The 25,095-nt window shown below is 62.1% G+C and carries 24 protein-coding genes; 14 read left to right on the forward strand and 10 right to left on the reverse strand.

Translation table 11 applies throughout. The annotated features are described in order from the left end of the window. Window positions 1–45: 45 nt before the first annotated feature. The 7 genes from AC1D2R_RS06220 (at window position 46) to AC1D2R_RS06250 (ending at window position 6,863) form a co-directional block, all read left to right on the forward strand. Window positions 46–1,077, forward strand: coding sequence for a diguanylate cyclase domain-containing protein (locus AC1D2R_RS06220; RefSeq protein WP_477965830.1), 1,032 nt, complete (start codon window positions 46–48; stop codon window positions 1,075–1,077). 161 nt (window positions 1,078–1,238) lie between these two features. Continuing rightward, window positions 1,239–1,766 (forward strand): carboxymuconolactone decarboxylase family protein, encoded by a 528-nt coding sequence (locus tag AC1D2R_RS06225; RefSeq protein WP_477965832.1) that lies wholly within the window; start codon window positions 1,239–1,241, stop codon window positions 1,764–1,766. A gap of 43 nt (window positions 1,767–1,809) precedes the next feature. After that, a complete protein-coding gene (locus AC1D2R_RS06230) occupies window positions 1,810–3,396 on the forward strand; it encodes an ABC transporter substrate-binding protein (RefSeq protein ID WP_477965834.1) in 1,587 nt (528 codons plus the stop codon). Continuing rightward, window positions 3,397–4,479 (forward strand): ABC transporter permease, encoded by a 1,083-nt coding sequence (locus tag AC1D2R_RS06235; RefSeq protein ID WP_477965836.1) that lies wholly within the window; start codon window positions 3,397–3,399, stop codon window positions 4,477–4,479. It begins immediately after the preceding gene. Further along, window positions 4,476–5,333, forward strand: a complete 858-nt coding sequence (locus AC1D2R_RS06240; RefSeq protein ID WP_477965838.1) for an ABC transporter permease — start codon at window positions 4,476–4,478, stop codon at window positions 5,331–5,333. Before AC1D2R_RS06235 ends, AC1D2R_RS06240 begins: the two co-directional genes overlap by 4 nt. Then, the gene (locus AC1D2R_RS06245; RefSeq protein ID WP_477965840.1) at window positions 5,326–6,150 is read left to right on the forward strand and encodes an ATP-binding cassette domain-containing protein; all 825 of its coding nucleotides are present in this window, start codon (window positions 5,326–5,328) and stop codon (window positions 6,148–6,150) included. Before AC1D2R_RS06240 ends, AC1D2R_RS06245 begins: the two co-directional genes overlap by 8 nt. Continuing rightward, a complete protein-coding gene (locus AC1D2R_RS06250; RefSeq protein WP_477965842.1) occupies window positions 6,147–6,863 on the forward strand; it encodes an ABC transporter ATP-binding protein in 717 nt (238 codons plus the stop codon). The genes AC1D2R_RS06245 and AC1D2R_RS06250 overlap by 4 nt, the downstream gene beginning before the upstream one ends. Here the strand turns inward: AC1D2R_RS06250 and AC1D2R_RS06255 are convergent. After that, window positions 6,860–8,338, reverse strand: coding sequence for an FAD/NAD(P)-binding protein (locus AC1D2R_RS06255; protein ID WP_477965844.1), 1,479 nt, complete (start codon window positions 8,336–8,338; stop codon window positions 6,860–6,862). The genes AC1D2R_RS06250 and AC1D2R_RS06255 overlap by 4 nt on opposite strands. A 231-nt stretch (window positions 8,339–8,569) precedes the next feature. Here AC1D2R_RS06255 and AC1D2R_RS06260 point away from each other — a divergent pair, with 231 nt between their 5' ends. The 3 genes from AC1D2R_RS06260 to AC1D2R_RS06270 all read left to right on the forward strand — a co-directional run bounded on the left by AC1D2R_RS06260 (window position 8,570) and on the right by AC1D2R_RS06270 (window position 11,219). Next, on the forward strand, window positions 8,570–9,406 hold the full coding sequence (locus AC1D2R_RS06260) for a MetQ/NlpA family lipoprotein (RefSeq protein ID WP_477965846.1): 837 nt from the start codon (window positions 8,570–8,572) through the stop codon (window positions 9,404–9,406). 93 nt (window positions 9,407–9,499) lie between these two features. After that, window positions 9,500–10,585, forward strand: a complete 1,086-nt coding sequence (locus tag AC1D2R_RS06265) for a methionine ABC transporter ATP-binding protein (protein ID WP_477965848.1) — start codon at window positions 9,500–9,502, stop codon at window positions 10,583–10,585. Then, complete coding sequence (locus AC1D2R_RS06270) at window positions 10,566–11,219, forward strand: methionine ABC transporter permease (protein ID WP_477965850.1); 654 nt, start codon at window positions 10,566–10,568, stop codon at window positions 11,217–11,219. Before AC1D2R_RS06265 ends, AC1D2R_RS06270 begins: the two co-directional genes overlap by 20 nt. On the opposite strand, the gene AC1D2R_RS06275 is transcribed toward AC1D2R_RS06270, so the two are convergent. The 5 genes from AC1D2R_RS06275 to AC1D2R_RS06295 all read right to left on the reverse strand — a co-directional run bounded on the left by AC1D2R_RS06275 (window position 11,220) and on the right by AC1D2R_RS06295 (window position 16,121). Beyond that, window positions 11,220–12,575 carry an LLM class flavin-dependent oxidoreductase gene (locus AC1D2R_RS06275; protein ID WP_477965851.1) on the reverse strand — a complete coding sequence of 452 codons (1,356 nt, stop codon included), beginning with the start codon at window positions 12,573–12,575 and terminating at the stop codon, window positions 11,220–11,222. 72 nt (window positions 12,576–12,647) lie between these two features. Then, window positions 12,648–13,502, reverse strand: a complete 855-nt coding sequence (locus tag AC1D2R_RS06280; RefSeq protein WP_477965852.1) for an ABC transporter permease subunit — start codon at window positions 13,500–13,502, stop codon at window positions 12,648–12,650. Next, window positions 13,499–14,290 (reverse strand): taurine ABC transporter ATP-binding protein, encoded by a 792-nt coding sequence (locus tag AC1D2R_RS06285; RefSeq protein ID WP_477965853.1) that lies wholly within the window; start codon window positions 14,288–14,290, stop codon window positions 13,499–13,501. Before AC1D2R_RS06285 ends, AC1D2R_RS06280 begins: the two co-directional genes overlap by 4 nt. A 63-nt stretch (window positions 14,291–14,353) precedes the next feature. After that, complete coding sequence (gene tauA, locus AC1D2R_RS06290; protein WP_477965854.1) at window positions 14,354–15,367, reverse strand: taurine ABC transporter substrate-binding protein; 1,014 nt, start codon at window positions 15,365–15,367, stop codon at window positions 14,354–14,356. Window positions 15,368–15,536: 169 nt separating this feature from the next. Continuing rightward, a complete protein-coding gene (locus AC1D2R_RS06295; RefSeq protein WP_477965855.1) occupies window positions 15,537–16,121 on the reverse strand; it encodes a HutD/Ves family protein in 585 nt (194 codons plus the stop codon). Here AC1D2R_RS06295 and AC1D2R_RS06300 point away from each other — a divergent pair. After that, entirely contained in the window at window positions 16,115–16,333 is a 219-nt protein-coding gene (locus tag AC1D2R_RS06300; RefSeq protein ID WP_477965856.1) for a hypothetical protein, read from the forward strand. The two genes, AC1D2R_RS06295 and AC1D2R_RS06300, sit on opposite strands and share 7 nt — an antisense overlap. A gap of 52 nt (window positions 16,334–16,385) precedes the next feature. On the opposite strand, the gene hutU is transcribed toward AC1D2R_RS06300, so the two are convergent. The 4 genes from hutU to hutI are packed head-to-tail and all read right to left on the reverse strand — an operon-like array spanning window position 16,386 to window position 21,716. After that, window positions 16,386–18,062: a urocanate hydratase gene (hutU, locus tag AC1D2R_RS06305; RefSeq protein ID WP_477965857.1), complete on the reverse strand. Its 1,677-nt coding sequence runs from the start codon at window positions 18,060–18,062 to the stop codon at window positions 16,386–16,388. Between the two features lie 30 nt (window positions 18,063–18,092). Further along, entirely contained in the window at window positions 18,093–18,896 is an 804-nt protein-coding gene (gene hutG / locus AC1D2R_RS06310) for an N-formylglutamate deformylase (protein ID WP_477965859.1), read from the reverse strand. A 25-nt stretch (window positions 18,897–18,921) separates the two neighbouring features. Next, window positions 18,922–20,457 (reverse strand): histidine ammonia-lyase, encoded by a 1,536-nt coding sequence (hutH, locus tag AC1D2R_RS06315; protein ID WP_477965860.1) that lies wholly within the window; start codon window positions 20,455–20,457, stop codon window positions 18,922–18,924. Next, the gene (hutI, locus tag AC1D2R_RS06320; RefSeq protein ID WP_477965861.1) at window positions 20,454–21,716 is read right to left on the reverse strand and encodes an imidazolonepropionase; all 1,263 of its coding nucleotides are present in this window, start codon (window positions 21,714–21,716) and stop codon (window positions 20,454–20,456) included. Before hutI ends, hutH begins: the two co-directional genes overlap by 4 nt. A 122-nt stretch (window positions 21,717–21,838) precedes the next feature. On the opposite strand from hutI, the gene AC1D2R_RS06325 reads away from it, so the two are divergent. From AC1D2R_RS06325 to AC1D2R_RS06335, 3 genes are all read left to right on the forward strand, one after another. Then, entirely contained in the window at window positions 21,839–23,200 is a 1,362-nt protein-coding gene (locus AC1D2R_RS06325) for a formimidoylglutamate deiminase (RefSeq protein WP_477965862.1), read from the forward strand. A 59-nt stretch (window positions 23,201–23,259) separates the two neighbouring features. Continuing rightward, entirely contained in the window at window positions 23,260–23,982 is a 723-nt protein-coding gene (gene hutC, locus AC1D2R_RS06330; protein WP_477965863.1) for a histidine utilization repressor, read from the forward strand. Between the two features lie 387 nt (window positions 23,983–24,369). Further along, window positions 24,370–25,083 carry a DUF899 family protein gene (locus AC1D2R_RS06335; protein WP_477965871.1) on the forward strand — a complete coding sequence of 238 codons (714 nt, stop codon included), beginning with the start codon at window positions 24,370–24,372 and terminating at the stop codon, window positions 25,081–25,083. Window positions 25,084–25,095 lie beyond the last annotated feature (12 nt).

The following is a 25,095-nucleotide window of genomic DNA, read 5'->3' on the forward strand; positions in this document are numbered from 1 at the left end:
CGATGGTGGTATGAACGCCCCTTTTTGCACCTGCAAGGACCATAAATGTTCTCGGCGATTGTTCATGAACTCACGTCACAGGTTGGACGTCAATGGAACAACTTCTCCCGTCGTTTCGATAACGCGTCCCTCTACAGCAGAAGACATGCTTTCGCACGAGGGCCGTCTGCCGAGCTCGCTCATCTCAAGAAGCTGTTCGACAGGTCGTCCAAAGCAGCACGCATCGGCGTGTGGGAATGCAGCCTCCACGACGAGCGCCTGACCTGGACCGATATGGTCTACGAACTCTTCGACCTGCCGCCGGGCTACCCGTTGAGACGCAACGAGATCATAAGGTTCTACACTGAGAAATCGCTCGCCGAGTTGACGAGGTTGCGCGGCCTTGCGATCCAGAAACACGATGGGTTTAGCCTCGACGCCGAGATCGTCACCGCCAAGGGCAACCGCCGCTGGATACGGATCACGGCCACGGTGGAATGCGAAGACGATGTGCCGGTCCGGATATTCGGGATGAAGCAGGACATCACGGCCGAGAAAATGATGTTCGATGAAATCAAGCATCTTGCGGAATTCGACGTCCTGACCGACCTTCCCAATCGCGTCCAGTTTCAATCGAAGTTTCAGGCGCTATGCGGCGCCGACGCGCCTGGAAATGCCGTCGCGCTTTTCCTCGTCGATCTCGACGGTTTCAAGCTGGTGAATGACAGCCTGGGGCATCAGGCAGGTGACGAATGCCTCAGGGAGGCAGCCGGTCGGCTGCTGGTGTCGCTCGAGGGCGCGGAGATCGTCGCGCGGATCGGCGGAGACGAGTTCGCGGTCCTGCATTCCTGCGCCTGCGACGAGGATGCGGAGCGGGTGGCTAATATCATCGTGACATCCCTCGGCGGCACGTTTGGCTATAACGGGCAACGTATCGGCATCGGCGCTTCGGTCGGTGTCGCCTTTGCTGCCAGGGACTTGGCGCCGAAAGATATTTTCGCCGCAGCTGACAGGGCACTTTATTGTGCCAAAACTGAAGGCAAGAACCATTTTCGCATTGCATCTTCATTGCCCTCGTCGCAAATCCATGCGGCCTAGCGCAGCGCCGCGCTGTGATATATCTGAGTTGCAAAGAACATTTTGATTTCAGGGTTTCCGCGCAAATTTTTTCGAAAGAACAGTAAAAAGGTAGACAAAGACGGACTGCCCATTTTTCCGGGCACCGGATAGTTTCTCCACATGTTCAAAGAGCAGGCATCATGAGCCACATCCCGCCGATCGACTACGAAACCGCGTCCGAAGTTATCAGGAGCGCGCACGACGAGGAAGTCAGGGTTCGCGGTCGCATGACCAACATGAAGCGGACGTTGCTTCATTCGCCGACCGCCCACCGTATCTATGCGGAGTGGTTCACGCTGCGCGCCGAGCTCGGATCTATCGACGACCGTTCAATATGGATCTTCTCGCACTCGATTTCGAAGGCCAGCAGATCGAAGATCGCCGTCACCTTCTTCCGCCGCGCTCTGATGAATGCCGGGTTCAACCCGGATGCCCTGGAACTCTCGGAAGAGGAAGCGCTTCTCGACGACTTCGGCAAGGCGATCGTTGCGAACTCCAATGCGATCCCTGCCGAAATCTGGACGCAGTTGAAAGCGCGCTACGACGAAAAGACACTGGTCGACCTCGTCGCTTTCGCCGGCATCATGCTCGCCACCGCCGTCTTCAACAATGTGGTGGAGATCGACTTTGATCCTGAACTCGAAGCCTTCGCCCAGACCGCCGACTGACCCATATTCTTCGAACAACATAATCTCACCAAGGGAGTTTTGCATGTCCATCATCACCAGCCGTTCGCGCCTGCTCGGCAGCGTCTTCGGCCTCGCGCTCGCTTTCGGCGCGAGCCTCGCTCATGCGGAAACGCCGCCGAACGTGCTCGTCGTTGCCCAGTCGATCGACGATGCCGTCAGCTTCGACCCCGCGGAGGGGTTCGAACTCACGACCGTGCAGTCGTTCAACAACCTCTATCAGCGCCTCGTCCAGTCCAACCGCGAGGACGGCACCAAGATCGAGCCCGCGCTTGCGGCTTCCTGGGAACCAGGCAGCGACGGCAAGAGCCTGACCTTCGCGCTGGCCGACGCCAAGTTTGCCTCCGGCAACCCGGTTCGCCCGGAAGACGTGGTGTTTTCGCTGACGCGCGCCGTAAAGCTCAATAAGGCACCGGCCTTCATCCTGAACGAGCTAGGCTGGACTGCCGACAATGTCGATGCAGCGGTGACCAGGGTGGACGACAAGCACGTCAAGCTCAGCTGGAGCGCCGACGTCGGCGCCGGTTTTGCGCTCTCGCTTCTGACCGCGCCGATCGCCTCCGTCGTCGACGAAAAGTCGGTCGCAGCCGAATCCAAGGACAACGATTTCGGCAACGCATGGCTGAAGACCAATTCGGCCGGCAGCGGCGCATTCACGATCGCCACATACACGCCGCATGAGGCCCTGGTGCTGCAGGCAAACGCCAATTCCGCAGACAAGCCGAAGCTCGAGAGCGTCATCATCCGCAATGTGCCCGATGTCAGCGCCCGTCGCCTCCTCGTCGAGCAGGGCGATGCCGATATTGCCCGCGGCCTGGCCGCAGACCAGATCGATGCGCTGAAGGACAAGAACGGCCTCAAGGTGCTGTCGGTACCGTCCGCCCGCAGCGATTACATCCTGCTCAACAGCAAGGCCAACGCGACGCTGGGCAACCCGGCTTTCTGGGAAGCTGCCCGCTATCTCGTCGACTACAACGGCATCGCCAAGGATCTCCTTCGCGCACAGAGCAATGTCCACCAGGCATTTCTGCCCGTCGGCTTCCCCGGTGCGTTGACCGACACGCCGTTCAAGCTCGATGTCGAGAAGGCAAAGAAGATCCTCGCCGACGCAGGCATCAAGACGCCGTTCAAGGTCGAATTCATCGTCTTCAACGATCAGCCGTTCCTGTCCATCGCCCAGTCGCTGCAGTCGACCTTTGCCAAGGCCGGCATCGAGCTTGACATCCAGCCGGGTGTCGCGAGCGACATCTATGCACGCGGTCGCTCCGGCAAGTTCGAAATGACGCTGCGCTACTGGATCCCGGACTATTTCGACCCGCACTCCAACGCCAGCGCCTTTGCGATCAACCGCGACAACTCCACCAACACGGCTGCCAAGTACGCAGGCTGGGTGATTCCGGAATTGACCGACGAGACGCTTGCTGCGGTCAAGGAACAAGACCCGGCAAAGCGCGTCGCGCTCTATCAGGACCTGCAGAAGAAGGTCCAGGCTAGCTCGCCCTTCGTCTTTATGCTTCAAGGCAACGATCAGGTCGTGCTAAGCGACAAGGTGAAGAATTATGCCCAGGGCCTGAACGCCGATCAGGTCTATTACGACAAGGTAGAAAAATAAGTGCCGCAAGCGGCAACACCACCGAATGCCGACATGAACGACTCCCGCCAGAAGAAAGCCTGGCGGGAGTTGTCGTTCGTCTGGCCGCTTTTCAAATGGCTTTGGTCATTCGCGTTGACGCTGTTCGGCCTGGCGCTCGTCACCTTCGCGATGACGCGCCTGTCGCCGATCGACCCGGCCCTGCAGCTCGTCGGTGACCATGCCAGCCAGTCGACCTATGACGCGGCTCGGGTGCAGCTCGGTCTCGACCAGCCGCTTCCGGTCCAGTTCCTGCGCTATATCGAGACCGCGCTCTCCGGCAATTTCGGCCAGTCGATCTCGACGGGGCAGCCGGTCGCGCGCGACATCGCCCGCACCTTTCCTGCCACGATCGAACTCGCAACGGCCGCCATCATCATCGGCGCCATGCTTGGGCTAGCGCTCGGCATCGCGGCTGCGATGCGTCAGGGGACATGGGTCGATACACTCGCCCGGTTCGTCTCGCTCATCGGTTATTCCGTGCCGATCTTTTGGCTTGGTCTCCTGATGCTGCTGCTCTTCTACGCTCGCCTGCATTGGGCGCCTGGGCCGGGCAGGGCGGATGTGGTATTTCAGTATACGGTAAAGCCGGTCACCGGCTTCTCCTTGATGGACACATGGGTGTCGGGCAAGACAGGTGCCTTCAGGGACGCGCTTGCACACCTCGCCTTGCCGGCCACGGTGCTTGCGTTTCACGCGCTTGCCTCGATATCGCGGCTGACGCGTGCTTCAATCCTTACCGAACTTGGCCAGGAATATGTGACGACGGCGCGTGCCAAGGGCGCCGGCATCCGCCGCATCGTCTTCGTCCATATCCTACCGAACGTCTCGGGCACGCTGCTCACCGTCATTGCACTTGCCTATGCGAGTCTCCTCGAAGGCGCGGTGCTGACCGAGACGGTCTTTGCCTGGCCGGGTATCGGACGCTATCTGACGACGGCGATGTTTGCCGGTGACATGCCGGCGATCCTCGGCGCAACGCTGGTCGTCGGCTCATCCTTCGTGCTGCTGAACGCCCTGACGGACCTTGCAGTCGCCAACCTTGAGGCGGGGAAAAAGCGATGAGCACGATCGTGCAAACGCCGGTCTCCGGCGCGTCCTTTTTGAGGCGGCTGCTTCGCTCGCCGTCCGCAGCGATAGGCGCTGCCGTCGTCCTGGTCATTCTGTTTGCCGCGCTCCTCGCACCCGTGATTGCGCCGTACGATCCGACCCTGCAGGAAACCGCGAGCCGCCTCATGCCGCCAACGGCTGCCCACTGGCTCGGTACGGATGCCTTCGGCCGCGATATTCTCTCGCGCCTGATCTATGGCGCCCGACCGACGCTGCTTCTGGTGCTGATCGTGGTTCTTCTGATGGCGCCGCTCGGCATTATTGTGGGCATTCTCGCCGGCTTCTTCGGCGGCTTGACCGAGCGGGTGCTGATGCGGATCACCGACATCGTCATGTCGTTTCCCCGGCTGCTGCTTGCCTTCGCCTTCGTCGCGATCATGGGGCCGGGGCTGATCAACGGAGCGCTGGCGCTGGCGCTGACCAGTTGGCCGGCATACGCCCGCCAGGCCCGTGTCGAGACGGCAGCCCTTCGCCGCAGCGATTATCTGGCCGCTGCCGAAATGGTCGGCATCAAGGGTGTCCGCCTCCTCTGGGGACACATCCTGCCGTTGATCCTGCCATCGGCCATCGTCCGGCTCGCCCTCGATCTGTCCGGCATCATCCTTGCCGCCGCCGGCCTTGGCTTCCTCGGGCTTGGCGTCCGACCGCCGACCGCGGAATGGGGTTCGATGGTGTCCGATGGCACGCAGGTCATCTTCGACCAGTGGTGGATCGCGGCAACGCCGGGCCTTGCCATCCTCATTACGTCGCTGGCCTTCAACCTTCTCGCCGACGGCTTGCGCGACATCCTGGATCCACGACATGGCTGAGCCGCTGCTGACGATCAAGAACCTCCAGATTTCCTTTCCGTCCGAAGAGGGACCGGTCAGTGTCGTCGACGACGTCTCGTTCGACGTCCGTCGTGAGGTCGTGGCGCTGGTCGGTGAATCCGGCTCCGGCAAGTCGATGACCGGACGAGCCATCATGGGATTGCTGCCGCGCTCAGCGACGATCGACGCCCAGCGGATGGAGTTCGACGGGCAGGATCTGACCGCGCTTTCGCCATCTGCCTGGAACCGGCTGAGAGGCCGCGGTATCGGCCTCGTGCTGCAGGACCCGAAATATTCGCTCAATCCGGCCCACAGGATCGGACGACAGGTCGAGGAAGCGCTGCTGCTGCACACCAAGCTTTCTGCAGCCGAGCGCCGACAGCAGGCGGTCGACATGCTTTCCAAGGTCGGTCTGCCTGATCCGCAACGTGTCTATTCCTCCTACCCGGCAGCCCTTTCGGGCGGCATGGGCCAACGCGTCATGATCGCCGCGATGCTGGTCAACCGGCCGAAGCTCCTGATCGCCGACGAACCGACATCCGCACTCGATCGCGGGCTGCAGGACCAGATCCTGACCCTGCTTCGGTCACTGACGGAAGAGCTCGGCATGGGCCTGCTCCTCATCAGTCACGACCTGCAGCAGGTCTCGCGTTATACCGACCGGGTTCTGGTCATGCGGCAGGGCCGGATCGAGGAAGAGATGGCGTCCGCCGATCTTGCTAATGCCGGATCGGCCTATACCCGCGCTCTCTGGGCCGCGCGCCCGTCGGCCGCGACCTATGGCACGCGTTTGCCTATCTATGAGGGCGGCCGATGAAAGCGCTCAATGTCGACAATCTCTCGGTGACGTTTCAGGGAACGGGTAAGGGGTTCACGGCGGTTCGCGGCGTCGGCTTCGAGGTCGAGGTGGGGCAGACTTTCGGTCTGATCGGACCATCCGGTTGCGGCAAGACGACGGTGCTGCGCGCCATCGCGGGCCTCAATACGCAATGGGACGGTTCGATCCAGGTCTTTGGCGAAGCGTTGCAGCCTGGCAGGAAGATCACCGGCGCGTTGCGCAGCAATATCCAGATGGTGTTCCAGGACCCGTATTCATCGTTGCATCCACGCCACCGCATTCGCCATATTCTCGGCGAGCCGCTGGCCATCCGCAGGTTTGCCAATGTCGAGACCGAGGTGCTGACGGCCCTTGATCAAGTGGGCCTTGCCGCATCTGTGGCCGGCCGCTATCCGCACCAGCTATCGGGCGGTCAGCGCCAGCGTGTGGCGATCGCCCGCGCCCTGCTTCTGAAGCCGAAGCTGCTATTGCTTGACGAGCCGACTTCGGCGCTCGACGTCTCCGTTCAGGCCGAAATCCTGAACCTGCTCAACGATCTCAAGCGGTCGCATGGCATGACCTTTGTGTTGGTCAGTCACGACCCCGGCGTCGTCGCCCATATGTGCGATAGTGTCGTTACCATGGAGGCGGGCCGCATAGACCGCGTGCTCGATCGTGTAGCGTTGGCAGCTGGTGGCTGGGAGAGCCACTAGCGCCCTGCGGTTGCCATTATTTTCGCCGCGAGCTCGCCGGCGACAAAGGCGGCATGCTCGGTGATCTGAGGCAAGCCCATGAGTTCACCGAACGTACCGCGCGCAAGCGGCCCAGAAATCAGCAGCGAAGGTTCGGCATTCATATCTGTGGCCACGGCTTCCGAGTGCTCGTTGCAGGCAATGCCGAGGCCGGTCGGATCGAGCTGCAGCTTCCCCCCATCGCGCAGGTCCCTCAGCCAGGACTGGCTGTCGAGAATGCCGCCATGCGCCGGCCCGGTTGTAACGACGACGGCGTCGTAAACCCGCTCGAGCGGCATGGCATGGCGGCGTCGCAAGACGACATGAAACTCCTCGCCTTCCCGGCGCGCATTGCTGACCGACGCGGCAACAACCTCCATTCGGCCCTCGGCGATCGCTTCTTCGAGCACCTCCTCCACCTGTGGAGCAATACGGAAGCGGTGCACGTCCCAGAACGGCCGCAGATGCCGGGCGATCCGCCGCCTCTCGGCAACAGGCAAATTGTGCCAGATCGCATGGCCATGCCCGCGGATCTGGTCGATGACCGCATGCCACGTCTGGCCGCATGCTTCTGCTCTGTCGATGGTTTGCCGCACCAGCCGTAAAAGGGCGGTCGCGCTATGCGCCGGCGCTGCCTCGAATTCGCCGAACGGCTCCTGCGGAAACGGCGAGTGCCCCCTTGATCGCAGGCCGCGCCGCGAGATGGAAGTGATCGGTCCGCGATGGCCATTACGCGCCAACGAGGCGACGATGTCAGCTGCGGTCAACCCGTTGCCGACGATCAGAATCCTGTCATCAGGCCGGATGGCGTCGAGCGATCCGGCAATCGTTGAGTCGCCCACAAATCGCGGATGGCCCTTGAGCCGGTCGAGATTGCCGGGTGCCGAAGGGGCGGGATGACTTGTCGCGATGACGACAAAATCGGCGAATGTCTGGCCACCCTGGCTATCGGATATGTGCCAGAACGCACCGTCGCGCCTGACGTCGGTGACCAAAGCCCGGCGGTGGCGCACAGCCCCGCTACGCACCAGAGGCTGCAAGGCAGCGGCGACATAGGCGCCAAAGAGCCGGCGCTGCGGAAAGAGGTTCCCATCCGGGCGATGAGCGCCGGGATCGTCTGCTACGGCGTCGTTGCTTTCGATCCAGCCCAGAAAATCCTCCGGATGATCAGGCAACAGGCTCATGCGCGTAGCAGGCACGTTGATCCGGTGGGCCGGATCTTCCGTGTCGTAAGCAAGCCCCCGGCCGATTTCCCGGCGCGGCTCGAAGACGACGATCGCAGGCGAATTGTCTCCCAAGGCAAGTGTCAAATGATACGCAACCCCGGCGCCTGAGACGCCGCCGCCGATGATTGCCACGACGGGCCGGCGACGGCCGGCGCTCGCTCCAATTGGGGAAGGGCTGTCATTCTGGTTCACAATTATCGGTCCAGTCGCACTATTTATGTCAGAGCGCATATTTGTGCCTCGGATGCGCATAATTGTCATTTAAAGTTCGGTCGACGGACCCGCAATGGCAATATTCTACAAATAAGGTAGAATTTTATCCCGCAAATTTGCGCCCGCGCCGAAGAGTTTTCCCGCAGTGCAGCAGAATAGAGATCCGCGTGCTTGGTTTCTCCTAACCTTATTTGAAATTATCACGTCGTTTTGAGGCTACCTCATCAATGTAAGACGGGAAACACCACAATGAACAAGAAGACGTCCGCCAAATTAAGCCTGACGCGCCGCGCGAGCCTCGCTGCGATCGCCGCGTCCGCAGCCGCTCTGGTTACCTTTGCAGCCCCGGTTCCTTCCTTTGCCGAAGACAAGTCAATCAAGGTCGGCATCATGAGCGGCGAAGACGAAGACGTCTGGCGTGTCGTGGCCGCGGAGGCGGGGAAGAACGGCCTCAAGATCGAGACGGTGGTCTTCAACGACTATACGCAGCCGAACGAAGCGCTCGAGCGCGGTGAAATCGACGCCAATGCCTTCCAGCACCAGCCTTACCTCGACAATCAGGTGAAGCAGCACGGCTATCACATCGTTCGCGTCGGCTATACAGGCGTCTGGCCGATCGGCCTCTATACGAAGAAGTACAAGACGGTTTCCGAGGTTCCGGAAGGTGCGGTCATCGGCGTTCCGAATGACCCGTCGAACGAAGGCCGCGCTCTGCGCGTCCTGCAGAACGAGGGTCTGATCAAGCTTAAGGACGGCACCGGCATCCTCGCCACCGTTACGGATATCGTCGAGAATCCGAAGAAGGTCGAGATCAAGGAGCTCGATGCCGGCGTCGTCGGCCGGGCGATCGACGACCTCGATGCCGCCGTCGTCAACACCGACTGGGCGCTTAAGAGCGGGCTTTCTGCCTCCGACCGCATCGCGCAGGAGCCGATCGCCGACAACCCCTACCGCAACTTCATTGCCGTCAAACAGGGCAGCGAGAACGAGGCCTGGGTGAAGACGCTTGTTTCGTCCTACCAGAACGATACGGTTAAAGCCGAGTTCGACAAGGTGTATAAGGGTACTGGCCTCAGCGCCTACTGATAAACATTCGCGCCTAGGGGTTGGGTGCGTTGAACAAGGCGGTCCGGGCGTTCCTTGCCCGGGCCGCCTTGGGCGTTTCCGAAGGGAAAGACTATGAATTCGTTTGTTTCCGCCTCCGTAATCGAGGCGCCGCCGGAGACCGCGGCCAAAGAGGTGGTCCGGCTCGTCGATGTCCAGCGGCATTTTGGTGCAACCGCGGCACTGGACGGGATATCGTTGACCGTCCGAAAGGGCGAAATCCTCGGCATCATCGGCCGCAGCGGCGCCGGCAAATCAACGCTCATTCGCTGCCTGAACGGTCTGGAGCGTCCCGATAGCGGCGAGATCGAGATCGAGGGCCGCAGCATCACCGGCCTGGACGAAAAAGAACTGCAGCCGCTGCGCCGGCGTGTCGGCATGATCTTCCAGCATTTCAATCTGCTGTCGGCGAAGTCTGTCGAAGACAATGTCGCCTTGCCATTGAAGATCGCCGGCGTCGGTAAGGCTGAACGGCTGAAGCGCGCGCATGAACTTCTTGACCTCGTCGGTCTTTCCGAGAAGGCCAAGGCCTACCCGTCGTCGCTTTCGGGCGGCCAGAAGCAGCGCGTCGGCATTGCCCGCGCGCTTGCGGCGCGTCCTGCCCTGCTTCTCTCCGACGAGGCAACCTCGGCGCTCGACCCGGAAACGACGCGCTCGATCCTGGTGCTCCTTAAGGACATCAACCGCAAGCTCGGGCTGACGATCCTGTTGATCACCCACGAAATGGAAGTCGTGCGCAACATTGCAGACCGCGTGGCCGTGATCGATGCAGGCCGGATCGTGGAGGAGGGCCAGGTCTGGTCGGTGTTCGCCGATCCGAAAGCTCCGATCACCAAGAGCCTGCTTGCCGGAAGCCGGCCGCAGCTGCCCGAGCATATCGCCGCACGGCTTTCGCCCACTTCCGGAACCGAGGCCATTCTCAGCATCGATCTTGCCGGACCGGAGGCGCAGGGCGCGCTGTTTGCCGATCTCTCTGCAGCCCTGCCGCACTCGTACCGCCTGGTTCATGGCGGCATCGATCACATCCAGAACCAGCCGGTGGCGCGTTTCTTCGTGGCCGTTCCGACGCGCGATCCGGCGCTGAAGGACAAGGTCGAACAATTTCTGAAGGCCCGCTCGGCGCGGGTGGAGGTGCTTGGTTATGACACCGATCATGTTTAATCTTCTGCTTCGCTCCCTCTGGGAGACGATCCTGATGACCGGTGCTTCGGGCCTGATCTCCCTGGTATTCGGCCTACCGCTCGGCCTTGCGCTGGTGCTGACAAACCGCGGCGGTATTGCGGAGAACCTGTGGGTCAACAGCATTCTCGGCGCTATCGTCAATGGCTTCCGTGCGGTCCCCTTCATCATCCTGCTCGTGGCGCTGATCCCGCTGACGCGTCTGATCGTCGGCACGGCGCTCGGCACCTGGGCTGCGATCGTGCCACTGGCGATTGCCGCAACGCCCTATTATGCGCGGATCGCCGAAGTGTCGCTGCGCGAGGTCGATCGCGGATTGATCGATGCCGTGCGCGCCATGGGCGGCAACCGCTGGACCATCATCCGCGAGGTGCTGGTGCCGGAGGCCCTGCCGGGCATTGTCGCGGGGTTCACCGTCACGCTGGTCACGCTCATCGGCGCGTCCGCGATGGCTGGCGCGATCGGCGCCGGCGGGCTAGGGGATCTTGCGATTCGCTATGGCTACCAGCGCTTCGAAACCGCCGTAATGGTCGCGGTGGTCGCCGTCCTGATTGTGCTCGTCTGCGGCATCCAATGGCTCGGCGACCGTTTTGTCACCACGCTGGACCACAAATAGTCAGCGGCGGAACTGAGCGGCAGGGTGCGAGGAAGGCAGCCTGCCGTTGCCGCCGAAGAGCTTTTGCCGAAGTGGCCCCTCGCAATAGTCCCCCTTGAACAGCCCGCGCTCCTGCAGCACCGGGACGACGAGGTCGATGAAGTCGCCCAGACTTTCCGGCGCTACGGTGCGCGCGAGATTGAAGCCATCGACGTCGCCTTCTTCGATCCACCCCTGCAGTCGATCGGCAACCTGCTCAGGCGAGCCGACAATCGGCTTCATGCGGCTGCCGAGCACCATCTTGTCGATGATCTCTCGAAGCGTCACCGGCTTCGGCGCTTGCCTGGTGATGGCTGACAGCGCCGACTGATTGGCATTGGTGAACGTCTGCTCGATCGGATCGTTCAGCCCATATTTGGAGAGGTCGACACCGATCGATGCGGAGTAATGGGCGAGCGACGCCTCTACGCTCGCATGGCGGCGATAATCCTCGAGCTTGGCTTCCGCCTCCTTCTGTGTGCGTCCAGCGACGACGGTAATCAGGCTCAGCACGCGCAACGCATCCGCCCCGCGCCCCATCTCGGAAGCCTTGCGGCGCAAGGCATCCACCGTGGGTCTCGCCGCTTGCGGCGAGGGGGTCGCGACGAACACGCATTCGGCGTGGCGGGCCGCAAAATCCTGGCCGCGCGCCGAAGCGCCCGCCTGGAAGAGGAGGGGGGTGCGCTGCGGCGACGGTTCAGCGAGGTGAATGCCTTCCATCCTGTAATACTTGCCCTGATGGCTGACGGCCCGCACCTTCGATGCATCGGCAAAGATGCCGCGCGCCCGATCACGTACAACGGCGTCGTCGTCCCAGCTTCCCTCCCACAGCTTGTAGAGGATTTCGAGGTATTCCTCGGCCGCGTCATAGCGGGCATCATGCTCTGGCAATTTGTCAAAGCCCATGCTGCGGGCGGCGCTGTCGAGATAGCCGGTGACGACGTTCCAGCCGATCCGCCCCTTGGTCAAGTGGTCGAGCGTCGACATGCGCCGCGCCAGCAGGAAAGGCGGCTCATAGGTCGTGTTGACGGTGACGCCGAAGCCGAGGTGCTTCGTTACATAGGCCATCGCCGAGATCGGCATCAGCGGATCGTTGACCGGGATCTGCGCTCCGGTCTCGATGACAGCGGCCGGGCTGCCCTTGTAGACGTCATAAACGCCGACGATGTCGGCAAGGAAAATGCCGTCGAGCTTGCCGCGCTCTGCCGTGCGCGCAAACTCCGTCCAGTAGTCGAGATCGGTATAGTGCAGCGACGCGTCGCGCGGATGCGTCCACATTCCATGATTGATATGGCCGACGCAGTTCATGTCGAAGGCGTAGATCTGCATCTGCTTCATCGAATGCTCCCCAATGCCGGGGAGCATCCCCAACGCCAGGCTTGTAAGACCATACCGGCGATTTGTCCCCTGCTAACTCTTGCCTTTCCACGGAACAAGCACGGCTTCCAGTATCCGGATGGCAGCACTGAAGGCAAATGCGCAAGCGGCGATAATCCCTATCCCGACGAACACCACGTCCGTTGCGAGAAACTGTGACGCGGACATGATCATGTAGCCGATGCCGCGATTGGAGGCGATAAGCTCAGCGGCAACAAGGGTGCTCCAGCCGACGCCAAGGGCGATCCTCAGGCCCGTCAGGATCTCCGGGAGAGCCGAGGGCAGTACGATGCTGACGAGAAGCTGCCAGGGTTTTGCCCCCAGAGACCTCGCGGCATTCACACGTTCGATAGGCAATGAACGCACGCCCGCTTGTGCCGACAGGCAAATGGGCGCGAACATAGCAAGCACCAGAAGCGTCACCTTGGATGTTTCCCCGATCCCCAGCCAGATGATCATCAGCGGCAGGTAGGCAAGCGGGGGTAGCGGCCAGTAGAACTCGATCGGCGTGTCGAGGATGCCTTTTACCCAACGATTAAGCCCCATCAAGAGACCGACCGGAATGCCGACCACCGTCGCGATCGCCGCGGCCGTGACGATCCTGAACAGGCTGGCGGAGATGTGTTCAGAAAGGGACGCACCAGCATAGCCGTCGCGATAGACGGCACCAAGCTGGGTCCAGACCTCTTGAGGCGTCGGAAGGAACAGATGCGGCACCAGTGCCAGCTTCGCGACAAGCCACCAGGCGGCCAGAAGGGCGAAGGCCGTTCCAATGCTGATGAAGACGGTTGGCTTTTCTCCGACACCGAAGCCCTTCATCTTCACGGGGATGGGCTGATCGACGGCTTGGCCAATGACGACGTGTCCGGTCTGTGTCAATTCGCTCATTCCGCCGCACTCCTCAACTCATTCGAACCATGCAATATGCTGCGGATTTCTTCGCGCAGGCTGCCGAACTCAGGCGACGTCTTTATCGACCGCGAATCTCCCGTTTCGGCGAGTTGTCGAACGAAATCGAGATCGAAGCGCGCGACGATCCGTCCCGGACGCGGGGACATCACCACGACCTGCGTGCCGAGGAACAGGGCTTCGTCGATCGAGTGGGTGATAAAGAAAATACGCTTGCGGGTTGCCTTCCAGATCGACACCAGGAGCTCCTGCATCTGCTCACGCGTCAGGCTGTCCAAGGCACCAAACGGCTCGTCCATCAGCAGCACGTCCGGCTCTGTCGCGAGCGCCCGGGCAATGCCGACACGCTGGCGCATGCCGCCTGACAATTCGTATGGAAAGGCGTTTGCAAAGTCCTTCAGGCCGACCAGATGAAGGAGCTGTTCGGCATGTGCCCGCCGTGCCGTCCTTTGCAGTCCTGCAAATTTCAGCCCAAGCGCAACATTGTCGATGACCGATTTCCAGGGAAGGAGCGTGTCCTTCTGGAAGACCACGCCGCGATCGGCGCCGGGACCAGTTATCTGTCGCCCGTCAAGTGTTATCGCTCCCTTGGAGAGCGGCAGGAAGCCTGCAATCGCGTTCAACAAGGTGGACTTGCCGCAACCCGATGCCCCGAGCGCGACCACGAAGCTGTTGTCCGGAATATCGAGCGAAACACGATCGAGGGCGTGAACCGTTTGGCCATCTCGCGTCTTGAAATAGACGCTCGCGTGATCGACTTTGAGCATGTGCTGTCTCTTCAAAACAGGACGCCGGCGCGATGTCGCGCCAGCGTGCCCGGGAGGATCCGATTAGTTGCTTGCGTTGGTGAGGGCGTCTGCCGTGACGAAGGCTGCGTAGCTCGGCAACACTTCCGTCACTTTGCCCTGTTCCTTGAGGAAGGCCGCCGTGTCCTTTAGGATCTTGGCTGCGCCGGACTTCTCTCCGCCGCCCAACCAGGCTTCGGACGCCTGGACTTCGGGCGTCAGCAAGGTGAGGTTCTTCAACGCTGCCGCCTGCTGGTCTGCGGTACCGCCCAGCGCCTTGGCCAGAAGCTTGGCGTTGTCGCTGTCGGGCTGCCAAGCCTTCTTGTCGGCTGCGAAGGAAGCGTAGTATCTGTTGATCACACCGGCAAAGCTCTTGAGGAATGCCGGGTTGTCGTCAGCGAATTTCGAGGCGGCGACCCAGGCGGAGAAGGTCGGCGCACCCTTGTCGGCAACGTCCTTGGACGTGACGAGGACTTTGCCGTTCTTCTTGAGTTCGGTGAGGGCCGGATCCCAGACGAAGCCGCCATCAATGTCGCCGCGATTGTAGCTTGCGACGATTTCCGGCTGCGGAATGGCAAAGACCTGCACATCCTTCTCGGTCAGGCCGAGCGACTTGATCAGGGCGAGAAGCTGATAGTGATCGGTGGAAACGGGTGCCGCAGCCAGCTTCTTGCCCTTGAGATCCGAAAGGGATTGAATACCGGAGCCGTTGCGAACGACCAACGCCTCGTCAATTCCCGAGATCGACGAGAGATAGAAGGCTTTGACCTCAAGGCCGCGCGACGTCGCTGCCGCAAACGGGCTTGAACCGACGTAACCAACCTGCACATCACCCGATGCGATCGCCGCAAAGATTTCTGCTCCGGAATTGAACTTCCGGAAATCGATGTCATAGCCTGTTGCCTTGGCAAATTCGCCGTTGGCGATCGCCACTGAGGACGGCAAGGCATCCGTCTGATAGGCAACGACGACCTTCTTGTCGGCTGCCTGTGTCATGAAGGGTGCGGCCAGAACGGCGGACCCAAGCGTGAGCGCTGCAAATATAGTCTTGATATTCATGTTTCGCCCCCTTGCGGCTGAGCTTCTGCATCAGCGCGTGAACTATTTCGACAGGGAAACACTAAGGCGGGGACCCGCTCCTACACAGATAAAACTATCTATTTTATAGACACTAGCGACAATATTGTTTTGCTATCCTACCGGAACGCGTCATATGCCGTTGCTACACTCAGGCGTCGCCAATGGAAATGAGATAGAGGAGCGCCTGACCAGCCAATAAGACGGTCGTGCTCACGGCGCCCTCAAGCAGGACAGAATCGCCTGGAGCCAACCCGGCTTTTCCATTTTCCCACTCCAGATCGACGCTCCCCCGGTGGCACAACACGAGCCAGGTCCGGTCCTTGACCCGAACGCTGGCGCTCCCATCGACCTCGACGCGTTCGACGTGATGTCGCAAGGCGCCGCGGCGGCTCATGACATTCAGGTCCGTGATCGTTCCGGCGGCAAGCGTCGCCGAAACCGCAATATCGGCGGCAAAGGCGAGCGGATCGCTTTCCTGGGTCAAAAGCAGCGGGTGCCCGCCGTCGATCGCAAGCGACATGCCGCTGCCCTCCAGGATCGACAGTGTCCGGTCGATGCCGGGAAAGATCGAAAACGGGCCGTCGGTGGCGACTGTCGCCATGCTGATGCGCCAGTCGAACTGCGAAAGCGCGGCTCCCTCGGGCGATACCGCAATTTCAACGGTCTCGCCGCCACCGTTCTTCCACGGCATGCGACGATAGGTGCTGGCTTTGAGGAGGGTGGCGCGTGGCATTCTGTCTCCATCATTGCAAATTCGAACGGCGCCCCAACTTCGAGATCACGGCGGGGCTATTGCGGCGCTTGCTGCTCGAGAACGGCCTCGAGGAGCGTCTTGTCACCGGGGAGCACGCTGCTGCGGTCGAAAATCTTCCGAGCATTCACGGAGATCCTTTCGACCGCCTGCAGATCGCACATAGGCCCTCTCCGAAGGGACTGGTCTGCTGACAGGTGGATAAGACCGTCGCACCAGGCGGCGGCCTTATCAGCTTATTTAGCGTCAGTTGCCCAGGATCGCCGGAAGACGCAGGCCTTGTTCCTTGGCGCAATCGATTGCGATCTCATAGCCCGCATCCGCGTGGCGCATGACGCCCGTCGCAGGATCGTTCCAGAGCACGCGCTCAAGACGTCTTGCCGCGTCGTCCGTGCCATCGGCGCAGATGACCATGCCGGAGTGCTGGGAGAAGCCCATACCGACGCCGCCGCCGTGATGCAGCGATACCCACGTTGCGCCGGATGCCGTGTTGAGGAGGGCGTTCAGCAGCGGCCAGTCCGACACGGCGTCCGATCCGTCCTTCATCGCTTCCGTCTCGCGGTTCGGCGAGGCGACCGAGCCCGAATCCAGGTGGTCGCGGCCGATCACGATTGGCGCGCTGAGTTCGCCGGTCCTCACCATCTCGTTGAAGGCGAGGCCGAGGCGGTGGCGATCGCCGAGGCCGACCCAGCAGATGCGTGCCGGCAGACCCTGGAAGGAGATGCGCTCGCGCGCCATGTCGAGCCAGTTGTGGAGATGCGTGTTGCCGGGGGTCAGTTCCTTTACCTTGGCGTCGGTCTTGTAGATATCCTCAGGATTGCCTGACAGTGCCGCCCAGCGGAACGGCCCGATGCCACGGCAAAAGAGCGGACGGATATAGGCAGGCACGAAGCCCGGGAAGGCAAAGGCGTTTTCGAGGCCTTCGTCCTTGGCCACCTGGCGGATGTTGTTGCCGTAGTCGAAGGTCGGGATTCCCATGTCCTGGAAGGCGATCATGGCTTCGACGTGTTCGCGCATCGATGCGCGGGCAGCCTTTTCCACGGCTTTGGGATCGCTTTCGCGCTTTTCCTTCCATTGAGCCATGGTCCAGCCCTTCGGCAGGTAGCCATTGACCGGATCGTGCGCCGACGTCTGGTCGGTCACCATGTCGGGGCGAATGCCGCGGCGAACCATTTCCGGCAGGATTTCCGCCGTGTTGCCGAGCAGGCCGACCGATTTTGCCTCGCCGTTCTTCGTCCAGCGGGCAATCATCTCCATTGCCTCGTCCAGCGTCTCGGCCTTCTCGTCGACGTAACGGGTGCGCAGGCGGAAATCGATCGAGTCTGGGTTGCACTCGACGGCGAGGCAGCAGGCGCCGGCCATGACGGCGGCGAGCGGTTGCGCGCCACCCATGCCCCCGAGGCCCCCGGTCAGGATCCACTTGCCCTTGAGGTTGCCGCCGTAATGCTGACGGCCCGCCTCGACGAAGGTCTCGTAGGTGCCCTGCACGATGCCCTGCGTGCCGATGTAGATCCACGAGCCGGCCGTCATCTGGCCGTACATCGCAAGGCCCTTCTTGTCGAGCTCGTTGAAGTGGTCCCAGGTTGCCCAGTGCGGCACCAGGTTGGAGTTGGCGATCAGCACGCGCGGCGCATCCTTGTGGGTGCGAAATACGCCGACGGGCTTTCCGGACTGCACCAACAGCGTCTCATCCTCGCTCAACGTCTTCAGCGTCGCGACGATGCGGTCGAAATCCTCCCAGGTGCGGGCAGCGCGGCCGATGCCGCCGTAGACGACCAGTTCGTTCGGGTTTTCCGCGACGTCGGGGTCGAGGTTGTTCATCAGCATGCGCAGCGGCGCTTCGGTCATCCAGCTCTTGGCACTGAGCTCGTTGCCGCGGGGGCTGCGAATTTCACGAATATTGTGGCGTGGGTTGCTGGTCATGCGGGTTCCCCCTTGTTTGGTATTGGGTGCTTAGCGTTTCAGGTCGGGCGCGGTCTGAGAGATGCGCACGAGAATGTCTTTCAGGTGAACGCGCAGGCGCTCGGCCTTTGTGGGATCGTAGGCGAAGGGCGGCGTCTCGGTCGAAAGATGCGTCGATTGCGCAAGCTCCATCTGGATCGCATGGACGCCGGTCCCCGGCTTGCCGTAGTGCCGCGTCGTCCAGCCGCCCTTGAAGCGGCCGTTGAGGATGCTGTCATAGCCATCGGCAGCGGCAGCAGCCGTGACGGCCGCCTGCTCGATTGCGCTATCGCAGGTCCGGCCCATATCGGTGCCGATGTTGAAGTCAGGCAGCTTGCCTTCGAACAGGAATGGGATGTGGGAGCGGATCGAATGGCAATCGTAGAGGATAGCCACGCCATGAATCGCCTTGACGCGCTCGATCTCGGCGGCAAGGGCGGCATGATAGGGCGCGTGGAAGTCCGCCAGCCGGTCCGCGATGTCCTGATCCGTGGGCGCTTCGCCGTCTTTCCAGATCGACTTTCCGTCGAAATCGGTATCGGGAACGAGGCCCGTGGTGTTCTGGCCGGGATAGAGGCTGATTCCTTGCGGATCGCGGTTCGCGTCGATGACGTAGCGATGGAAGGTGGCGCGCACGCTCGTCGCGCCGTCCAGCAGGCCGTTGTAGAGCTGGTGGATGTGCCAGTCCGTGTCGGCAAGAATCCGGCCGTTGTCGTTCAGACGCTCCCAGATCGCCGGCGGCAGCTCCGTGCCGGTGTGCGGGAAGCCGAGGATCACGGGCGAGGTTCCTTGGCGGATTTCGTAGGGTACGGTCATGGAGACCCCTCCAAATGTCATTACATCAAACTTCCAGCACGGGCAGGATGCCTGATGAAACAGATGCGTTGAGCGCACCTGTTGCCACCAGATCGGTTGCGGCCTGGAGATCGTTTGCCATGTAGCGATCGACCTCCAGCGTCGGCACCACGGTGCGGATCGCTGCGATCGCATTTTGCAGTTCCGGGCTGGTGGCCAGCGGCGCGCGAAACTCGACGCCCTGTGCCGCCGTGAGTGCCTCGATGCCGATGATGGCGAAGAGATTGTCCGTCATCTGCAGCAGGCGGCGGGCGCCGTGGCAGGCCATGGAGACGTGGTCTTCCTGGTTGGCGGAAGTTGGCGTCGAGTCGACCGATGCCGGGTGGGACATCTGCTTGTTCTCCGACATCAGCGCCGCCGAGGTGACTTCGGCGATCATCAGGCCGGAGTTGAGGCCCGGCTTTTTCGCCAGGAAGGCCGGCAGGCCGTAGGACAGGGCAGGGTCGACCAGGAGGGCGATGCGGCGCTGGGCGATGGCGCCGATTTCGCAGACAGCAATGGCGATCTGGTCGGCGGCAAAGGCGACCGGCTCGGCATGGAAATTGCCGCCAGAGACCACGGAATTGTCCGAGAGAACCAACGGGTTGTCGGTGACCGCATTCGCTTCGATTTCAAGCGTATGGGCGACCGAACGCAGCAGATCGAGGCAAGCGCCGTCGACCTGCGGCTGGCAGCGGATGCAATAGGGATCCTGCACGCGCTCGTCGCCTTCGACATGGCTCTGGCGGATGACGGAATTATCCAGAAGAGCGCGCAGCGCGGCGGCCGTATCGATCTGGCCCCTGTGGCCGCGCAGCGTATGGATATCAGGGTGAAACGGCGCCGACGAGCCCATGGCAGCGTCCGTCGACATGGCGCCGGTGACAAGGGCGGCCTGTGCTGCGCGATGCGCGCGGAAGAGGCCGGCAAGCGCCAGAGCGGTCGAGGTCTGCGTCCCGTTGATGAGGGCAAGGCCCTCCTTGGCGGCGAGGACGACGGGCGTCAGGCCAGCGTTGCGAAGGGCCTGCGCGCCGGAAAGGCGTTCGCCTGCGAAGAAAGCCTCTGCTTCACCCATCATGACAGCCGCCATGTGGGCAAGCGGGGCGAGGTCGCCGGAAGCGCCGACTGAGCCCTTCTCCGGAATGACCGGAATGACGCCCTTTTCCAGCATGCCTTCAATCAGGCGCACAAGCTCCAGGCGGACGCCGGAGGCCCCGCGCCCGAGCGATACGAGCTTCAGCGCCATGATCAGGCGCACGATGTTGTCGGGCAGCGGCGCGCCGACGCCGCAGCAATGCGACAGGATCAGATTGCGCTGAAGCGTGGCCACATCGGCGCTGTCGATCTTGATCGAGGCAAGCTTTCCGAATCCGGTGTTGATGCCGTAGACCGGGGCGTTGCCAGCCGCGATTTCCGCGATGCGGGCCGCGGCCTTGGCAATGCCGGCGTCGAAAGACGGGTCGAGCCTGGCCGACGCGCCAGTCCAGTAGATCGTTTCCAGATCGTTCAGAGTGACGGAGCCAGGGTGAAGAGTGATGGTCAACGGTCGATCCTTTCGCCCTTGAAGACATGTGCATGAAGCGGGTTGAAGCCGATGCGGTAGACGAGCTCGGCCAGGCTCTCGACGTCCCAGATCGCGAAGTCGGCGGACTTGCCGGCCTCGAGCGTGCCGGTTTTCTCAAGGAGGCCGAGCGCCCGGGCGCCTTCGCGCGTGGCACCGGCGATGCATTCCGCGACTGTAAGGCCGAAGAGCGTCGCCGACATGTTCATCGTAAGTAGTAGCGAGGTCAGCGGCGATGTGCCGGGATTGCAGTCGGTCGCAATTGCAATACGTGTCCCGGCTTCGCGCAGCGCATTGACCGGCGGCTTCTGCTTTTCGTTGATGGCGTAGAAGGCTCCAGGCAGGAGCACCGCGACCGTCCCGGCCGCAGCCATGGCGGCGGCGCCTTCGGCATCGAGATATTCGAGATGATCGGCCGACAGCGCCTTGTAGGACGCAGCAAGCTTCGCCCCGCCCAGATTGGAGAGCTGTTCTGCGTGCAGCTTCACCGGCAAGCCAAGCGCTTCGGCCTTGTCGAAGACGCGCGAGATCTGCGCGACGGAGAAGGCGATCCCTTCACAAAAGCCATCGACCGCATCGACGAGGCCTTCCGCGTGGGCCTGTTCGAGACCGGGCAGAACGATGTCCGTGATGTAGTCGGTGTTGCGGCCCTTGTATTCGACCGGCGTTGCATGCGCCCCGAGATAGGATGTGACGACGCGAACGGGGCGGACCCGCTCCAGCTGACGGGCTGCGCGCAGCATTTTCAGTTCGGCCTCGATGTTGAGGCCGTATCCCGATTTGATCTCGATTGTCGTGACGCCTTCCGACAGCAGCGTGTCGAGGCGGGGCAGGGCCGCGACCACGAGCCCATCGACGGATAAGGCGTTCGTGGCCTCTACCGAGGAAACGATGCCGCCGCCGGCGCGGGCGATATCCTCGTAGGTGGCGCCTTCGAGGCGCATCTCGAATTCGCGGGCGCGATTGCCGCCGTAGACAATGTGGGTGTGGCAATCGACGAGGCCGGGTGTGACCCAGCGGCCTTCGAGGTCGGTGATCCCGGCGCGCTCGATCGCCGGAACCGGCACTTCGCTTTCCGGGCCGACATAGCTAATGCGGCCGTCTTCGACGACGACGGCACCCTTTTCGATGATGCCTAGACCCTGCTTTTGCGGATCGAGCGTCGCCAGGCGTGCGTTGCGCCAGAGGTGCGGACGGACCTCGCCGGATGCCTCATCGCCTGAAAAATTGTTCCCATTCATCAGCTTTGCGCCTTTCCTTATGCGGAAACATGTATATACATAATAAACAGGTGACAAGTAGAAATTTGTGCGTCTCCATGGAAAAGAAAGATGCGCGACGCCCACGAGGAGAAAAAGCCGTCATGGTACAAGCGGTTGCGACCAGACTTCATGCGAGCGCGGCCCTCCTGCCCCAGGGATGGCAGAAGGACGTGCGCCTTACATTGGCGAACGGCCGCGTCACGCAGATAGAAACAGCCGTCGCCCCCGACAGCGCCGACGAACGGCATCATACGCTCGTTCCGGCAATGGGGAACCTTCACAGCCACGCTTTCCAGCGCGCCATGGCTGGTCTTGCCGAGGTGAGGGGGCCGGCCAACGACAGCTTCTGGAGCTGGCGCACGGTCATGTACAAGTTTGCCCTGTCGATGACGCCGGAGCATGTCGAGGCGGTGGCAGCCCAGCTCTACATGGAAATGCTGGAAGCGGGCTTTTCCCGCGTCGGCGAGTTCCACTACCTGCATCATGACAAGGACGGGCGGCCATATGCCAACATTGCCGAGCTTGCCGAGCGCGTCGGCGCCGCAAGCAGCGCAACCGGCATCGGCCTGACGCTGCTTCCGGTGTTCTATGCTCATTCCGGTTTCGGGGGTGCCGCGCCGATCGAGGGTCAGCGGCGCTTCATCAACTCGCTCGACAGCTTCGCAAGGCTGATGGATGGTTGCCGCAAGCTCACGGCCGGCATCGAGGGCGCCGAACTCGGTCTTGCGCCGCACAGCCTGCGCGCTGCAACTCCAGAAGAGCTGGCGAAAGTCGTGCCGATGGCGGGCGATGGACCGATCCATATCCATGTCGCCGAGCAGGTGAAGGAGGTCGAGGATTGCATCGCCTGGTCCGGTGCGCGTCCCGTGGAATGGCTGCTTGGCAATGCCCCGGTCGATCATCGCTGGTGCCTTATTCACGCCACCCACATGACGGACGCAGAGACGCGGGCGATGGCGCGCCGCGGCGCAATTGCCGGCCTTTGCCCGATCACCGAGGCCAATCTCGGCGACGGTACCTTCCAGGCGCCGCTCTTCTTGGAGGAGGGCGGCCGCTACGGCGTCGGTTCGGATTCCAACGTGCAGATCTCTTTGGCTGGCGAATTGCGCCAGCTCGAATATTCCGAGCGCCTTGCGTTGAGGGCCCGCAACGTTATCGCGACGCCCGGCGGCTCGACCGCGCGCAGCCTCTTCGATCATGCCATCATGGGAGGCGGCGCGGCGCTGAAGGCGCCCGCTGGTCTTTCGGTCGGCAACCATGCGGATATCGTGTCGCTCGATACCAGCGCAGTTGCCTATCTGTCGGGCGATCAATTGCTTGATCACTGGGTGTTTGCCGGTGGCGTCGGCGTCGATAGTGTCTGGGCGCTCGGCCGCAAGCAGGTCGAAGGCGGGCGGCATGTCGGTCGCGACGCGATCAATCGTCGGTTCCTGAAGGCAATGGGCGAACTGCTCGCAGCCTGACGGGGCTTTCCACGAACGCGTATTCACATTAGAGCGGGAGGGCCAACCGGAGCGTGACGATGAACCAGAGCAAGGAAGCAACCTTGCACCAGCGTATCCTCGGCGACATCGAGGGCCGTATCGTCTCGGGCGAGTGGCCGCCGGGTCATCGCATTCCGTTCGAGGTCGACCTCGCCAAGGAATACGACTGCTCGCGGATGACCGTGAACAAGGCGCTGACGCAGCTCGCCAAGGCGGGCCTCATCGAGCGGCGAAAAAAGTCCGGCAGCTTCGTCACGCAGCCACAGGCACAATCGGCTGTTCTTGAAATCCACGACATCAAGGCCGAGGTTCAGTCGCTCAATCTCACTTATTCCTATGCGGTTTCGGCGCGGATTGTGCGCAAGGCGAAGACGGAGGATATCCGCAGGCTCGACGTTCCATCCGGTTCGTCCGTCGTCGAGGTGGTCTGCATCCATCGGGCCGGCGGCAGGCCTTTCTGCCTGGAGCAGCGGCTGATCAGCCTGGAGACCGTCCCGGAAGCAGGCGACGCCGACTTTTCCGATATTGCGCCGGGTGCGTGGTTGCTCAATCAGATTCCGTGGAGCAGCGCCGAGCACCGCATCCACGCCGTCTCGGCCGCGGCAGAGGAAACGGCTGCCCTCGACATTCCCCGCCATACGGCCTGTCTTGTCGTCGAACGCCGAACCTGGAGCAATGTCGGCCCGGTCACGCATGTCCGCTTCACCTATCCCGGCGACAAGCACGCACTCGTGGCTCGGTTCACCCCCGCTTCCGCCTAGTCCGTCGCCGGACTTTCAACCGAGGCGCCTTCACGTGGGTGGATCACCCGTGGTTTGACCATGCCCTTCACTCGAAGGGCTGTAACTTGCCGCGTGGGAGCTCCTCCCGCTTGGCGAAGGGACGAAATCTGAAAAGACAAGGCGGCGCGACAATGAGACGGCGGGCTCTTGCGCGAAGCGTTCCTTGCGATTTGACCACATGGTAGGCCAGTGGCAAAATACTAAACCTTAAATTGCTCCTTTCAGGGCATCTGCTGCCGGTTCCCAAGATTTTTCGTGCAGCATGTCGATTTTTCCTGTCTCCGAACGTTCTTAGGACATGCCGTATCAACGGCGTGCTCGCGGCTGGATTGGCCGAATGAACGAGCCGAGAAGGAGGACCTTGCAATGGATGCCCATAGTCTTGTTTCCGCAGCGCAACTGGCAAGAGGCAATGGCGCCCGCCAGCTGAACGAAAGCGCCGAGTATCGCCTGGCGCGCGAGGCGCTGCTTGCCGAAGAGATCGAGTTGCGCCGCCATATCGAGCGCGTCGCCGAGCAGCGGCGTGCGTTGCCACCCGGCGGCGAGGTGACGAAGGACTACCGGTTCCAGGGGCCGGACGGACCGGTCAGTTTCGAAGCTCTCTTCGCGGACAAGCAGACGCTGGTGATCTACAGCTTCATGTTCGGGCCTCAGCGGCAACGTCCGTGCCCGATGTGCACGTCCATGCTGTCGGCGCTCGATGGCGAGATCCCCGACATCAGCCAGCAGGTCGCGTTCGCGGTCGTCGCCCGTTCGCCGATCGAGCGATTGCTTGCCTTCAAGATGGAGCGCGGCTGGCATCACCTGCCGCTCTACTGCGACACCACGGACGAATACAGCCGCGATTACCGCGCCCTCGGAGAGGACGACAGCGACGGCGCGGCCTATAATGTATTCACCCGCAGGGACGGCAGGATCCGCCACTTCTGGAGCGAGGAAATGGGACCGGAGACCGCCGATCCCGGCCAGGATCCGCGCGGCGCGCCGGATTTCATGCCGCTCTGGACCGTGCTTGACACCACACCGGAAGGGCGTCCCGCCACCTGGTATCCGAAGCTCTCCTACGAGGCGGAACGATAGGGGGCGGCAAAC

The sequence above is a fragment of the Rhizobium sp. P1_C7 genome (assembly GCF_056406295.1).